Annotated in this window: 10 protein-coding genes; 9 read left to right on the top strand and 1 reads right to left on the bottom strand. The window is 69.7% G+C overall.

Going from position 1 to position 13,062, the window contains the following annotated elements:
* Positions 1 to 5: 5 nt before the first annotated feature.
* From AB0D59_RS38910 to AB0D59_RS38880, 7 genes are all read left to right on the top strand, one after another.
* Positions 6 to 1,025, top strand: a complete 1,020-nt coding sequence (locus tag AB0D59_RS38910) for a rod shape-determining protein (protein ID WP_004931372.1) — start codon at positions 6 to 8, stop codon at positions 1,023 to 1,025.
* Positions 1,026 to 1,186: 161 nt separating this feature from the next.
* A complete protein-coding gene (mreC, locus tag AB0D59_RS38905) occupies positions 1,187 to 2,197 on the top strand; it encodes a rod shape-determining protein MreC (protein ID WP_362575697.1) in 1,011 nt (336 codons plus the stop codon).
* 15 nt (positions 2,198 to 2,212) lie between these two features.
* Positions 2,213 to 2,890, top strand: coding sequence for a rod shape-determining protein MreD (gene mreD, locus AB0D59_RS38900; protein ID WP_362575695.1), 678 nt, complete (start codon positions 2,213 to 2,215; stop codon positions 2,888 to 2,890).
* A gap of 94 nt (positions 2,891 to 2,984) precedes the next feature.
* Complete coding sequence (gene mrdA / locus AB0D59_RS38895) at positions 2,985 to 5,234, top strand: penicillin-binding protein 2 (protein ID WP_362575693.1); 2,250 nt, start codon at positions 2,985 to 2,987, stop codon at positions 5,232 to 5,234.
* Between the two features lie 28 nt (positions 5,235 to 5,262).
* Positions 5,263 to 6,462 carry a rod shape-determining protein RodA gene (gene rodA, locus AB0D59_RS38890; RefSeq protein WP_362575691.1) on the top strand — a complete coding sequence of 400 codons (1,200 nt, stop codon included), beginning with the start codon at positions 5,263 to 5,265 and terminating at the stop codon, positions 6,460 to 6,462.
* Between the two features lie 136 nt (positions 6,463 to 6,598).
* On the top strand, positions 6,599 to 8,104 hold the full coding sequence (locus AB0D59_RS38885) for a CYTH and CHAD domain-containing protein (RefSeq protein WP_362575689.1): 1,506 nt from the start codon (positions 6,599 to 6,601) through the stop codon (positions 8,102 to 8,104).
* A 230-nt stretch (positions 8,105 to 8,334) separates the two neighbouring features.
* Positions 8,335 to 10,311: a TIGR03960 family B12-binding radical SAM protein gene (locus AB0D59_RS38880; RefSeq protein WP_362575688.1), complete on the top strand. Its 1,977-nt coding sequence runs from the start codon at positions 8,335 to 8,337 to the stop codon at positions 10,309 to 10,311.
* 171 nt (positions 10,312 to 10,482) lie between these two features.
* Here AB0D59_RS38880 and AB0D59_RS38875 read toward each other — a convergent pair whose 3' ends face one another.
* Positions 10,483 to 11,172 (bottom strand): DUF899 family protein, encoded by a 690-nt coding sequence (locus AB0D59_RS38875; RefSeq protein ID WP_362575686.1) that lies wholly within the window; start codon positions 11,170 to 11,172, stop codon positions 10,483 to 10,485.
* Positions 11,173 to 11,612: 440 nt separating this feature from the next.
* On the opposite strand from AB0D59_RS38875, the gene AB0D59_RS38870 reads away from it, so the two are divergent.
* Together AB0D59_RS38870 and AB0D59_RS38865 are read left to right on the top strand one after the other, a co-directional pair.
* Complete coding sequence (locus AB0D59_RS38870) at positions 11,613 to 12,296, top strand: isochorismatase family cysteine hydrolase (RefSeq protein WP_362575684.1); 684 nt, start codon at positions 11,613 to 11,615, stop codon at positions 12,294 to 12,296.
* Entirely contained in the window at positions 12,286 to 13,044 is a 759-nt protein-coding gene (locus AB0D59_RS38865) for an SDR family oxidoreductase (RefSeq protein WP_362575682.1), read from the top strand. The genes AB0D59_RS38870 and AB0D59_RS38865 overlap by 11 nt, the downstream gene beginning before the upstream one ends.
* The last annotated feature ends 18 nt before the right edge of the window (positions 13,045 to 13,062 follow it).

Genomic DNA, 13,062 nt, shown 5'->3' with positions numbered 1-13,062 from the left:
ACTCAATGTCGTTCATCGGCCGTGACATGGCTGTCGACCTCGGGACCGCCAACACGCTGGTGTACGTCAGGGGTCGCGGGATCGTACTCAACGAGCCGTCCGTCGTCGCGATCAACACGAACACCGGTGGAATTCTGGCGGTCGGCGCGGAAGCGAAGAAGATGATCGGGCGTACGCCCGGCAACATCGTCGCCGTACGTCCGCTGAAGGACGGCGTGATCGCCGACTTCGAGATCACCGAGCGGATGCTCCGCTACTTCATCCTGAAGATCCACAAGCGGCGCTACCTGGCACGGCCGCGGGTCGTCGTGTGCGTGCCCTCCGGTATCACCGGTGTCGAGCGCCGCGCGGTGATCGAGGCGTCGTCGCAGGCCGGTGCCCGCCAGGTGCACATCATCGAGGAGCCCATGGCGGCCGCGATCGGTTCCGGCCTGCCGGTCCACGAGGCCACGGGCAACATGGTGGTGGACATCGGCGGCGGCACCACGGAGGTCGCGGTCATCTCGCTGGGCGGCATCGTCACCGCCCAGTCGATCCGTGTCGCGGGCGACGAGTTGGACAACGCGATCATCCAGCACATCAAGAAGGAGTACAGCCTTCTTCTCGGGGAGCGGACGGCCGAGCAGATCAAGATCACGATCGGTTCGGCGTACGACCTGGACGCCGACGAGCACACCGAAATCCGCGGCCGGGACCTGGTGTCGGGGCTGCCGAAGACCGTCGTCATCTCGGCCGCCGAGGTCCGCAAGGCGATCGAGGAACCCGTCAACGCGATCGTGGACGCAGTCAAGACCACGCTGGACAAGTGCCCGCCGGAGCTGTCCGGCGACATCATGGACCGGGGAATCGTTCTGACCGGCGGCGGCGCACTGCTGCGCGGTCTGGACGAACGGCTGCGCCGGGAGACCGGCATGCCGATCCACATCGCCGAGGACCCGCTGGACAGCGTGGCGCTCGGCTCCGGCAAGTGCGTCGAGGAGTTCGAGGCGCTCCAGCAGGTCCTGGACGCCCAGCCGCGCAGATGACGTAACTCTTCGATTCCGCCGTACGAGATGATCTCCTCTCGTGCGGCGGATCGTTGATATCGAGGCATAGGCTCACACGAACGAGCTTCCTCCCCCTGACTTCCCCCACTCACCCCCCAAGCTCCCGCAAGTTCCTATCGAGGAAGGCACGGCCGCCGCACGTGAGGGACACGAAAGAGAGCCGGCTGCTCCTGGTGCTGCTGATCGCCATCGCGTTCGCGCTGATCACGGTGGACATCCGAGGCGGCAGGAACTCCCCGGTCGACGGCGCCCGGCAGGCCGCGGCCACGGTCTTCGGCCCGATCGAGAACGGCATGTCGACGGTGGTGGACCCGGTGGGCAACGCCGTCTCCGCCATCCGCGACTCCGGCGAACGGCACGACCGGCTGGCCCGGCTGGAGAAGCAGAACGCGACCCTCAAGGCGAAGCTCGGCAGCAACGACCGCAACCGCAGCCGCCTGGCGCAGCTCGACAAGATGCTGAACATCGCCGCCGAGGGCCAGTACGGCATCAAGGGCGCCCAGGTCATCGCCATAGGGTCGGCGCAGGGCTTCTCCTGGACCATCACCATCGACGTCGGCGCCAACGACGGCATCAAGCGCGACATGACCGTCCTCAACGGCAACGGCCTGGTCGGCCGCGTCACCACCGTCGGCCCCGACGCCTCCACCGTCCTGCTCGCCAACGACCCCGACTTCACCGTCGGCACCCGCATGGAGGGCAGCGACGAACTCGGCTTCGCCTCCGGGCAGGGCGACCGCCCGCTGCGCGTCGAACTCCTCAACGGCAAGGCCGAGGTGAAGAAGGGCGACCGGCTCGTCACCTTCGGCTCGCAGGCCGACCGGCCCTTCGTGCCCGGCGTCCCGGTCGGCACGGTCTCCAGCGTCGACCCGTCCAACGGCGGCCTCACCCGCACCCTCTACGTCACGCCGTTCGTGTCCTTCACCAAGCTCGACATCGTCGGCGTGGTCGTCGAGGCGCCCAAGAAGGACCCGCGCGACGAGGTGCTCCCGGCCAAGCCGAAGCCGACGCCGACCCCGACGGTGACCGTCACGGTCACCCCGTCCGCGAGCGCGAACACGGGATCGGGCTCGGGCACGAACTCGGGTACGGACTCGGGTACGAACTCGGGCACGGACGAGACCGCCACCAACGACCAGCAGCAGCGGTAGGAGCTGAATCCCTTCATGCGTGTCAACCGGATCCTGCTCTCCTCCGCCCTGGTCGTCGTCGCCCTGGTGGTCCAGGTGAGCGTCCTCGCCCGCCTCCACCTGCCGGGCGCCGTCCCCGACCTGATGCTGCTCACCGTCCTCGGCCTCGCCATGGTGTACGGCCATGTCGGCGGCGCCCTCGTCGGCTTCGGCGCCGGACTGCTCGCCGACCTCGCCCCGCCCGCCGACCACGCGGCCGGGCGTTACGCCCTGGTGCTGTGCGTCGTCGGCTACTTCGCGGGCCTGATCAAGCCGGAGAACGGCCGGCTGAAGTCCGCGACCGGGCCGATGCTCGTCGTGGTCGCCGCCGCCGTCGGCTCCACCCTGCTGTACGCCGGTGTCGGCGCCCTCGTCGGCGACACCGCCGCCCGCCATGTCGGCATGACCAGCCTGCTGATCAGCGCCGCCCTCTACGACCTGCTGCTCGCCCCGTTCGTGGTCCCCGGCATCATGTGGCTGGCCCGCCGCGCCGACAGCGACCCGCTGACGGAGGCGGGCTCCGGCACCAGGACGGGCGACATCTCCTCCGGCTGGCTCTCCTCCGGCACCGGACTGCGCATCGGCGGCCAGCGCGGCGGCCTCAGCTCCCTGAAGGCCAGGGCGCGCACCCGCAACGTCCGCGTCGGCCGGATCAAGGGGGTCAAGCGGCTGTGAGCGCACGGGAGTTCACCCGGGGACCCGGCGACGCGGCGCACAGCTTCGTCGTATATGACACATACACACATCACTGAGAGGGGGAGGCAACCCAGTGACCAACATTCCCGAGACCGGACGGACCCCACGGGTCCAGATCCGTCTCGTCGTCATCCAGATCCTGGTCCTCTCCCTGCTCGGCACCCTCGGCGGCCGCCTGTGGTACCTGCAGATCCGTGAGGGCGCCGAGTACCAGAAGGAAGCCTCCGGCAACCACGTCCAGCAGGTCGTCGAGCCCGCCGTCCGCGGCTCGATCCTGGACGCGCGCGGAGTCCCCATCGCGGACAACGAGACCCGGCTGGTCGTCTCCGCCTCCCGTACCGACCTGCTCAAGCAGGCGGACGACGGCAAGGCGGTCCTCACCAAGCTCGCCGGCGTCCTCGGGATGAGCCCCAGCGAGGTCGCGCAGAAGGTCCGACTCTGCGACTCCAAGACCCCCCAGCCCTGCTGGAACGGCTCCCCCTACCAGCCGATCCCCATCACCGACGAGGCCACCGCCAAGCAGGCCCTGCAGATCCGCGAGCGCGCCGAGGACTTCCCCGGCATCACCGCCGAGCCCGAGGCGGTACGCCGCTACCCGGCCCCCGGCAAGGCCAACACCTCCCAGGTCCTCGGCTACCTCTCCCCGGTCACCGACGACGAGATCCAGCAGGCCCAGAACACCAGCTCGCCCTACCTGCGCTCGGACATGGTCGGCCGCTCCGGCCTGGAGCGCGAGTACGACAAGGAACTGCGCGGCAAGGCAGGCGTCACCCGCTACGAGGTGGACAACCTCGGCCGGGTCATCGGCAAGGCCAAGTCCGACGCCGCCGAGCCCGGTTCCAACCTGGTCACCAGCATCGACTCCCGCGTCCAGCGGGTCGCCGAGTACGAGCTGGACAACGCGATGAAGGTCGCCCGCAAGCAGTACGACAAGATCACCCAGGAGAACTACAAGGCCGACTCCGGCGCCGTCGTCGTGATGGAGGCCAAGACCGGCCGGATCGTCGCCATGGCCTCCGCGCCGACCTACGACCCGAACGTCTGGGTCGGCGGCATCTCCGCCAAGGACTACAAGGCCCTCACCGGCAAGAACTCCGACTACCCGCTGCTCAACAGGGCCATACAGGGTCAGGCGGCGCCCGGTTCGACGTTCAAGGTGGTCTCCACGGCCGCCGCGGTCCAGGCCGGCTACGTGTGGGACGGCGGCTACCCCTGCACGAGTTCGTACTCGGTGGGCGGCCAGGTCTTCAAGAACTTCGAGGGCGAGAACTTCGGCCCGATCTCCCTCGGCCGCGCCCTGGAGGTGTCCTGCGACACCGTCTTCTACGGACTCGCCGACCGCGAGTGGAAGAAGGACGGCGGCATCAACCCGAAGAAGGGCGAGCCCAAGGACTGGTTCTTCAAGACCGCCCACCAGTTCGGCCTCGGCAAGGAGACCGGCGTCGACCTCCCCAACGAGGTCACCGGCCGGGTCCCCGACCGCCAGTGGAAGCTCGACTACTGGAAGGCCAACAAGGACGCCTGGTGCAAGTCCGGCAAGAAGGACGGCACCTACGTCCAGAAGATCGAGTACGAGAACTGCCTCGAAGGCAACAAGATGCGCGAGGGCGACGAGATCAACTACTCCATCGGCCAGGGCGACACCCTCGTCACGCCGATCCAGGAGGCGATGATCTACGGCGCGGTGGCCAACGGCGGCACCGAGTACCAGCCGACCATCGGCAAGGCGATCGTCAGCGCCGACGGCAAGTCCGTCCAGGAGATCAAGCCCAAGGCGCTGCGCAAGCTGCCCGTCAGCCAGGCCGCCCTCAAGGGCATGGACGAGGCCTTCGCGGGCGTCATCACCCGCGGTACCGCCGCCTGGAAGTTCGGCGGCTGGCCGCAGGACAAGATCGCCCTGCACGGCAAGACCGGTACCGCCGAGGTCTACGGCAAGCAGACCACGTCCTGGCTCGCCACCTACAGCAAGGACTACACGGTCATCATGACCATCGCCCAGGCCGGTACCGGTTCCGGTGCCTCCGGTGAGGCGGTCCGCAACATCTACAGCGCGCTGTACGGCGTCGGTGCCGACGGCTCCATCGACAAGAACAAGGCGCTGCTCTCCACCCCGCAGCAGGGTCTGCCGAAGGTTCGCACGGACGGCACCATCGCCTCCCCGAAAATCTCCAAGGACCCGGTGAAGGACTTCCAGGCGAGCCAGCAGGGCGACAAGGGCGACGACGGCCAGCAGACCCCGGCCACCACGTCCTCGCCGTCGACGGGCAACCGCAACACCCGAAGGCGGGCGCGGAAGAGGGGAAGCCGGAGGATGCCGACGTGAGAAGCGTTTCTGGCGGGAGGTTCCCGGCATGACCGGAGTCAACAGCTTCTCCGTCTCCGGCTACGGTCCCGCGCGGGCCGGCTGGACCCGGCTGTTCGCCCGGGACTCGCTGGCCCGCCGCCTGGACTGGCCGATGCTGATGGCGGCCCTGGCGCTGTCCCTGCTGGGCTCGCTGCTGGTGTTCTCGGCGACCCGCAACCGCACCGAGATCAACCAGGGCGACCAGTACTACTTCCTGTTCCGGCACCTGATGAACACCGGCATCGGGCTCGCCCTGATGATCGCCACGGTCTGGATCGGCCACCGCCAGCTGCGCAACGCGGTGCCGATCCTCTACGGCCTGTCGCTGCTCGGCATCCTCGCCGTGCTCACCCCGCTGGGCTCCACCGTCAACGGCGCGCACTCCTGGATCGTGCTCGGCGGCGGCTTCTCGCTCCAGCCGTCCGAGTTCGTCAAGATCACCATCATCCTGGGGATGGCGATGATACTGGCGGCCCGGGTCGACGCCGGTGACAAGAAGTACCCCGACCACCGCACGGTCCTGCAGGCCCTGGGCCTGGCCTCGGTGCCGATCCTGATCGTGCTCCTGATGCCCGACCTCGGCTCGGTCATGGTCATGGTCATCATCATCCTGGCCGTGCTGCTCGCCTCCGGCGCCTCCAACCGCTGGATCTTCGGCCTGCTCGCGACCGGCCTGCTGGGCGCGATCGCGGTCTGGCAGCTGCACATCCTGGACGAGTACCAGATCAACCGCTTCGCGGCCTTCGCCAACCCCGACCTCGACCCCGCGGGCGTCGGCTACAACACCAACCAGGCCCGGATCGCCATCGGCTCCGGCGGTCTGACCGGTGCGGGCCTCTTCCACGGCTCGCAGACCACCGGCCAGTTCGTCCCCGAGCAGCAGACCGACTTCGTCTTCACGGTGGCCGGGGAGGAGCTGGGCTTCGCCGGCGCGGGCCTGATCATCGTGCTCCTCGGCGTCGTCCTGTGGCGGGCCTGCCGCATCGCCCGCGAGACGACCGAGCTGTACGGCACGGTCGTGGCGGCGGGGATCGTGGCCTGGTTCGCGTTCCAGGCGTTCGAGAACATCGGCATGACCCTCGGCATCATGCCCGTCACCGGCCTGCCGCTGCCGTTCGTGTCGTACGGCGGCTCGTCGATGTTCGCGGTGTGGGTGGGGGTGGGGCTGTTGCAGTCGATCAGGGTGCAGCGGCCGATGTCGGCATAGCCGGGCGACACCGGGGAACTCGCGGAGGTGAACACATTCATCGCGATGTGTTCGCCTCGGTCGCATCTACGGTTTTCCTCCGATTCATCTGCGTTGGCCTCTGCCCCCGCAGCGGCCCGACCACTAGATTCAGCTCATGGCGGATACGAAGCGTGAAATCGAGCGCAAGTATGAATCCGATGACAGCGGTCTGCCCGACCTGACCGGCGTCGCCGGGGTGGCCGACGTCGTGGACAAGGGCACCGTCGACCTCGACGCGACCTACTACGACACCTCCGACCTGCGCCTGGCCTCGTCCAAGGTCACCCTGCGCCGCCGCAGCGGAGGCAGCGACGCGGGCTGGCACCTCAAACTCCCCGTCGCCCCCGGCGTCCGGGACGAGATCCACGCCCCCCTCTCCGACACGATCCCCGGCGAACTCGCCACACTGGCACGCTCCCGGGTCCGCGAGGGCCAACTCGTGCCCGTCGTCCGGCTGCGCACCACCCGCGACGTCCAGCACCTGATCGACGCGGAGGGCAGGCTGCTCGCCGAGGTGAGCGTGGACCGCGTCCGGGCCACCCGGCTGTTCGGCGGCGAGGGCGAGGCGCAGTGGACCGAGATCGAGGTGGAGCTGGCCGACGGCGGCGACCCGGCCTTCCTCGACAAGGCGGAGAAACGGTTGGGCAAGGCGGGCGTACGGCCGTCGAAGTCCCCGTCGAAGCTGGCCCGGGCACTCGCCGAGACGCACGGCGGCAAACCGCACCCGAAGGAGCCGGACGCCGGCGAGCCCGGCACGGCCGGCGACCACGTCCTCGCCTACGTCCGCGCCCAGCGGGACGCGATCGTCGAACTCGACCCGGCCGTCCGTCTGGACACCGAGGAGGGCGTGCACGACATGCGCGTGGCCACCCGCCGGCTGCGCAGCACGTTCCGCTCCTTCCCCAAGGTCCTCGACCGGCAGGTCACCGACCCGATCGCGGACGAGCTGAAATGGCTCGCCGGCGAGCTGGGCGTGGGCCGCGACCTGGAGGTCCTCGCCGAGCGCCTGGCGGCGTCCCTGGACGAGGTGCCGCCCCTCCTCGTGGACGGCCCCATCCACGACCGCCTGCGCAACTGGGCCGAAGCCGGCGACCGCGGCTCCCGGCGCCGACTGCTCGGCGTCCTGGACTCCAAGCGCTACCTGACCCTGCTCGACACCCTGGACGCCCTGGTCGCCGCCCCGCCGCTGCTGAAGGCGGCCGCCGGCAAACCGGAGAAGGTCCTGCCCAAGGCCGTGCACAAGGACTTCGCGAAGGTGACCGACCTGATCGAGACGGGCATGGCGCAACCGCCCGGCACCGACCGCGACCACGGCCTGCACGAGGCCCGCAAGAAGGCCAAGCGCACCCGCTACGCGGCCGAGGCGGCCCACCCCGCCCTCGGCAAGCCGGCGAAGGCCATGGTCAAGTCCATGAAGTCCCTCCAGTCCCGGATCGGCGAGCACCAGGACAGCGTCATGGCCCGCGCGACCCTGCGCGAGCTGTCCGCGGTGGCCCACGCGGCGGGCGAGAGCACGTTCACCTACGGCCTGCTCTACAGCCGTGAGGAACAGCGGGCGGCGGCGGTGGAGGCGGAGCTGCCGGACGCCTGGAAGAAGGCCAAGAACAAGGCGCGGTTCTGATCGGGACCCTGGTCGGAAGCTGATCGGGACCCTGTTCGGACGCTGACCGAGACCCTGGTCGACTCTGCCGGAGACTCCGGGCGGAGTCAGACCGGGACCCTGGCCGGACCCTCACCGGGGGCCGACCGGAGCTGACCGGGTCGTAAGGGGGAGGTCCGGGTCGTACGGGGGAGGCCGCCGACCGGGTTAGGCTTGATGGTCACCCCTGTCCGCTCACAAAGGTCCGCGAGATGCCTGCCGAAGCCGCCGCCCAGGTCGCCGAGTCTGTGTTCCCGCAGCTCGAAGCTCTGCTCCCGCATGTGCAGAAGCCGATCCAGTACGTCGGCGGTGAGCTCAACTCCACGGTCAAGCCGTGGGAGGACTGCGACGTCCGCTGGGCGCTGATGTACCCGGACGCGTACGAGGTCGGTCTGCCCAACCAGGGCGTCATGATCCTCTACGAGGTCCTCAACGAGCAGGAGGGCGTCCTCGCCGAGCGCACGTACAGCGTGTGGCCGGACCTGGAGGCGCTGATGCGCGAGCACCGCGTCCCGCAGTTCACGGTGGACAGCCACCGGCCCGTCCGCGCCTTCGACGTCCTGGGCCTGAGCTTCTCCACGGAACTCGGCTACACGAACATGCTCACGGCCCTCGACCTCGCGGGCATCCCCCTGGAGTCGAAGGACCGTGGCCTGGACGACCCGATCGTCCTGGCGGGCGGCCACGCGGCCTTCAACCCGGAACCCGTCGCCGACTTCATCGACGCGGCGATCATCGGCGACGGCGAGCAGGCCGTCCTCGACATGACGAAGATCATCCGTGAGTGGAAGGCGGAGGGCCGCCCCGGCGGCCGCGAGGAGGTCCTCTTCCGCCTGGCCAGGACGGGGTCCGTCTACATCCCGGCCTTCTACGACGTGGAGTACCTCGCCGACGGCCGTATCGCCCGCGTGGTCCCCAACAAGTCGGGCGTCCCGTGGCGCGTCTCCAAGCACACGGTCATGGACCTGGACGAATGGCCCTACCCCAAGCAGCCCCTCGTCCCCCTGGCGGAGACGGTCCACGAGCGCATGTCCGTCGAGATCTTCCGCGGCTGCACGCGCGGCTGCCGCTTCTGCCAGGCCGGCATGATCACCCGCCCGGTACGCGAGCGCTCCATCACCGGCATCGGCGAGATGGTCGACAAGGGCCTCAAGGCGACCGGCTTCGAGGAGGTCGGCCTGCTCTCCCTCTCCTCCGCGGACCACTCGGAGATCGGCGACATCGCCAAGGGCCTGGCCGACCGCTACACCGAGGACAAGATCGGCCTCTCCCTCCCCTCCACCCGCGTCGACGCCTTCAACGTCGACCTGGCGAACGAGCTGACGCGCAACGGCCGCCGCTCCGGCCTGACCTTCGCCCCCGAGGGCGGCTCGGAACGCATGCGCAAGGTCATCAACAAGATGGTCTCGGAGGAGGACCTGATCCGCACGGTCGCCACCGCCTACGGCAACGGCTGGCGCCAGGTGAAGCTGTACTTCATGTGCGGCCTGCCCACGGAGACCGACGAGGACGTCCTCCAGATCGCCGACATGGCGATGAACGTCATCCAGAAGGGCCGCGAGGTCTCCGGCCAGGGCGACATCCGCTGCACGGTCTCGATCGGCGGCTTCGTCCCGAAGCCCCACACGCCCTTCCAGTGGGCCCCGCAGCTCTCGGCGGAGGAGACGGACGCCCGCCTCGAAAAGCTCCGCGACAAGATCCGCGGCGACAAGAAGTACGGCCGCTCGATCGGCTTCCGCTACCACGACGGCAAGCCCGGCATCGTCGAGGGCCTGCTCTCCCGCGGCGACCGCCGCATCGGCGCCGTGATCCGCGCGGTCTACGAGGACGGCGGCCGCTTCGACGGCTGGCGCGAGCACTTCTCCTACGACCGCTGGATGACCTGCGCCGACAAGACGCTGCCGGCCTACGGCGTGGACGTCGACTGGTACACCACCCGCGAGCGCGCCTACGAGGAGGTCCTCCCCTGGGACCACCTCGACTCCGGCCTCGACAAGGACTGGCTCTGGGAGGACTGGCAGGACTCCCTCGACGAGACCGAGGTCGAGGACTGCCGCTGGACACCCTGCTTCGACTGCGGGGTGTGCCCGGCCATGGACACGAGCATCCAGGTGGGGCCGACGGGCAAGAAGCTGCTGCCGCTCACGGTCAAGAGCGGCGCGTCGGCACCGGGCGGGCACGCGCACTGAGGTGAGCCGGGCGCTCGACCGGGTGGTGGGGACTCGGCGGGCGAGTGAGGGCGGGGCGACCGCTGTGGGCGCCTCGTGTCCCCGCCCTCAGGTGTCGGCGACCTCCTCTCACGTCCGTGCCATGGCCGTTGACAAGCAGTCGGGTTCACCCGCTCGTCGTCCGTGACGAGTTCAGCCGGAACCCGGGCCATAGAGCGCGGCGATGTTCTCGGACGTCTCCCACCGGCTGTAGGTGGGGGACTGGGGCCAGCCCTCGGGCGAGTCCTGCCATTCCTCCTGACGTCCGTACGGCAGGAGATCGATCAGCGCGAAGCTGTGGCTGAGCTGCTCGGTGCCCCGGCCGTCGGTGTGCCAGGTGCGGTAGACGGTGTCGCCGTCGCGCAGGAACACGTTGACCGCGAACCCTCCATCGGGGGGTGCGCCGACGTCCGACCCGAACGGACTGTTCGCGGTCGAGTACCAGGTCATCCGGTTGCCGACCCGCTGCTTGTAGGCGAGTGCCTCCTTGATCGGGCCCTGGGTGACGACGACGAATCGCGCGTCGTAGTTGTCCAGGAACTCCAGACGGGTGTACTGCGAGGTGAACCCGGTACAGCCCGGGCACTGCCATTCCTTGCCGGTGAACCACATGTGGTTGTAGACGATCAGCTGCCTCTTGCCCTCGAAGACGTCCGCCAGCCGAACGGGACCGTCCTCGCCCTCGAGGGTGTAGTCGGGCATCTCGACCATCGGCAGGCGGCGACGCTCGGCGGCGATGGCGTCGAGTTCCCGCGTTGCGGCCTTCTCCCGGGCACGCAGTGCCTCGAGCCGGCGTTCCCAGGTTGCGGCGTCGACGACGGGTGGTAGCGCGTGGTCGGTCATGGTTCCCTCACAGCTCTCGTGCGCGGCTTTGGCCTGTGCGGAGGCAGACTGCACAGGGCTCGGGAACTCATCGGCCGGCCGGCGAACGCGGCGCAGGACACGGCGATGCAGGGGCCGCCGACATGGGTCTCGAACGGGTGGGAGCCGGGATCGTTCGCCAGGGGGCCACGGGCGGTCTTCACGGCCGCCCGGACGAAGTCGTTCGCGGCGTCGGCCGGGGCGTTGGCCCGGATGCGCGGCCCGGATGCCGTTGGGCCGGGGGAGTGACAGACTGGGGTTTCTGAGTCGGCGGGCCCGTGACGGAGTGTTACGGAGGGCCTGGGGCGCGGAGGGCTTGGGGCGGCCGTCGGCTGTTCTCTCCGGTGGCGTGTCCCGGGCAGCGCTCCCGAGCCGTGTCCCGGCAGCGAGCGATCCGGTCGCTTACCAGTTGGGAACCGTCCATGACTGCTGAGACCTCCGAAGCGCGGTACTCCCCGGACGAGACCGCCCTTCTGATCGTCGATCCCTACAACGACTTCCTCTCCGAGGGCGGCAAGTTGTGGCCCCGGGCGAAGGAGGTGGCGGAGGGCGTAGGCCTGCTCGACCACATGCGGACCGTGCTCGCCACCGCCCGCGCCCAGGGCTCTCGCGTCTTCGTCGTGCCCCACCACCGGACGATCCCGGGCGACTACGTCACCTGGGACCACCTGTCCCCGACCCAGCGGCGCGTCGCCGCCCAGCAGACCTTCGCCGAGGGCAGCTGGGGGGCCGAGTGGCACCCCGACTTCCAGCCGCGCGAGGACGAGATCGTCGTACGGCAGCACTGGGCGTCCAGCGGGTTCGCCAACACCGACCTCGACTTCCTGCTGAAGCAGCACCACATCCGGAAGATCGTGCTGATCGGGATGCGGGCCAACACCTGCGTGGACACCACCGCCCGCTACGGCCAGGAACTCGGGTACCACGTGACCCTCGTCCGCGATGCCATCGCCTCCTTCAGCTGGGCGGAGATGACCGCGACCTTCGACCTCAACGCGCCCCTGTACGCCCATGCGGTCCTCACCACCGAGGAGTTCGTCGGGAGGGCGGACGGCGGGGCCGGTGCGGGCCCCCTGGACACCGGAGGCGGGGGTCATGAGCGGTGATGGTGCCGAGCGCGGCGGTGCGCGCGGCGAACTGGCCGGTCAGACGGTCGTGGTGGTGGGCGGCAGCGCGGGCATCGGTCTGGAGACTGCCCGGCAGGTGCGGGCGGCCGGCGGTGAGCTGGTGCTCGTGGCGCGCGCCGCCGAGCGCCTTCAGCGGGCCGCGGACGAACTGCGTCCGCTGAGCACGGCCGTGTTCGACGCCTTTGACACCGAGCGGATGGAGCGCTTCCTCGGGGAGTTGCCCGGGCGGGTCGACCATGTGCTGGTCACGGCGGGCAGTCCGTCGTACGCGCTGCTCGACGACCTCGACCTGACCGACGCCGGACGGGACTTCGGCGGGCGTCTCGCGATGGTGCTGGCGGTGGCGCGGGCGAGCCGGGGGAAGGTCAGGGCCGGCGGGACACTGCTGTTCATCGGCGGCACCGGCGGCCGGCGGCCCGCGCCCGGGATGGCGGTGACGGGCGCCCTCACCGCGGCGCTGCCGGCGCTCGTCGCCAACCTGGCGCTGGAGGTCGCGCCGGTCCGGGTCAACCTCATCGCGGCCGGGTTCGTGGACACACCGCTGTCGGCCTCCCTGCTGGGCGACCAACTCGAGGCGCGGCGGGAGGCGTTGAGGAAGGCGCTGCCCATCGGGCGGGTGGTCGGTCCGGCCGACGTCGCCGCCCTCGCGGTGCACCTCATGGTCAACGACGCCCTCACCGGCGCCACCTACGACATCGACGGCGGCCAGCAACTCCTCGCGCACTGAGCCCCTGCTCGGCCCGGT

The sequence above is a fragment of the Streptomyces sp. NPDC048417 genome, assembly GCF_040651615.1.
Taxonomy (GTDB): Bacteria; Actinomycetota; Actinomycetes; order Streptomycetales; family Streptomycetaceae; genus Streptomyces.
This window is presented reverse-complemented; position numbering and strand designations above follow the sequence as displayed.

Excerpts from the sequence above, each read along its gene's own strand:
- AB0D59_RS38910 (WP_004931372.1), top strand. The coding sequence starts at position 6 with ATGTCGTTCATCGGCCGTGACATGGCTGTCGACCTCGGGACCGCCAAC.
- mreD (WP_362575695.1), top strand. The coding sequence starts at position 2,213 with ATGCGTGTCAACCGGATCCTGCTCTCCTCCGCCCTGGTCGTCGTCGCC.
- rodA (WP_362575691.1), top strand. The coding sequence starts at position 5,263 with ATGACCGGAGTCAACAGCTTCTCCGTCTCCGGCTACGGTCCCGCGCGG.
- AB0D59_RS38885 (WP_362575689.1), top strand. The coding sequence starts at position 6,599 with ATGGCGGATACGAAGCGTGAAATCGAGCGCAAGTATGAATCCGATGAC.
- AB0D59_RS38880 (WP_362575688.1), top strand. The coding sequence starts at position 8,335 with ATGCCTGCCGAAGCCGCCGCCCAGGTCGCCGAGTCTGTGTTCCCGCAG.
- AB0D59_RS38875 (WP_362575686.1), bottom strand. The coding sequence starts at position 11,172 with ATGACCGACCACGCGCTACCACCCGTCGTCGACGCCGCAACCTGGGAA.
- AB0D59_RS38870 (WP_362575684.1), top strand. The coding sequence starts at position 11,613 with ATGACTGCTGAGACCTCCGAAGCGCGGTACTCCCCGGACGAGACCGCC.
- AB0D59_RS38865 (WP_362575682.1), top strand. The coding sequence starts at position 12,286 with ATGAGCGGTGATGGTGCCGAGCGCGGCGGTGCGCGCGGCGAACTGGCC.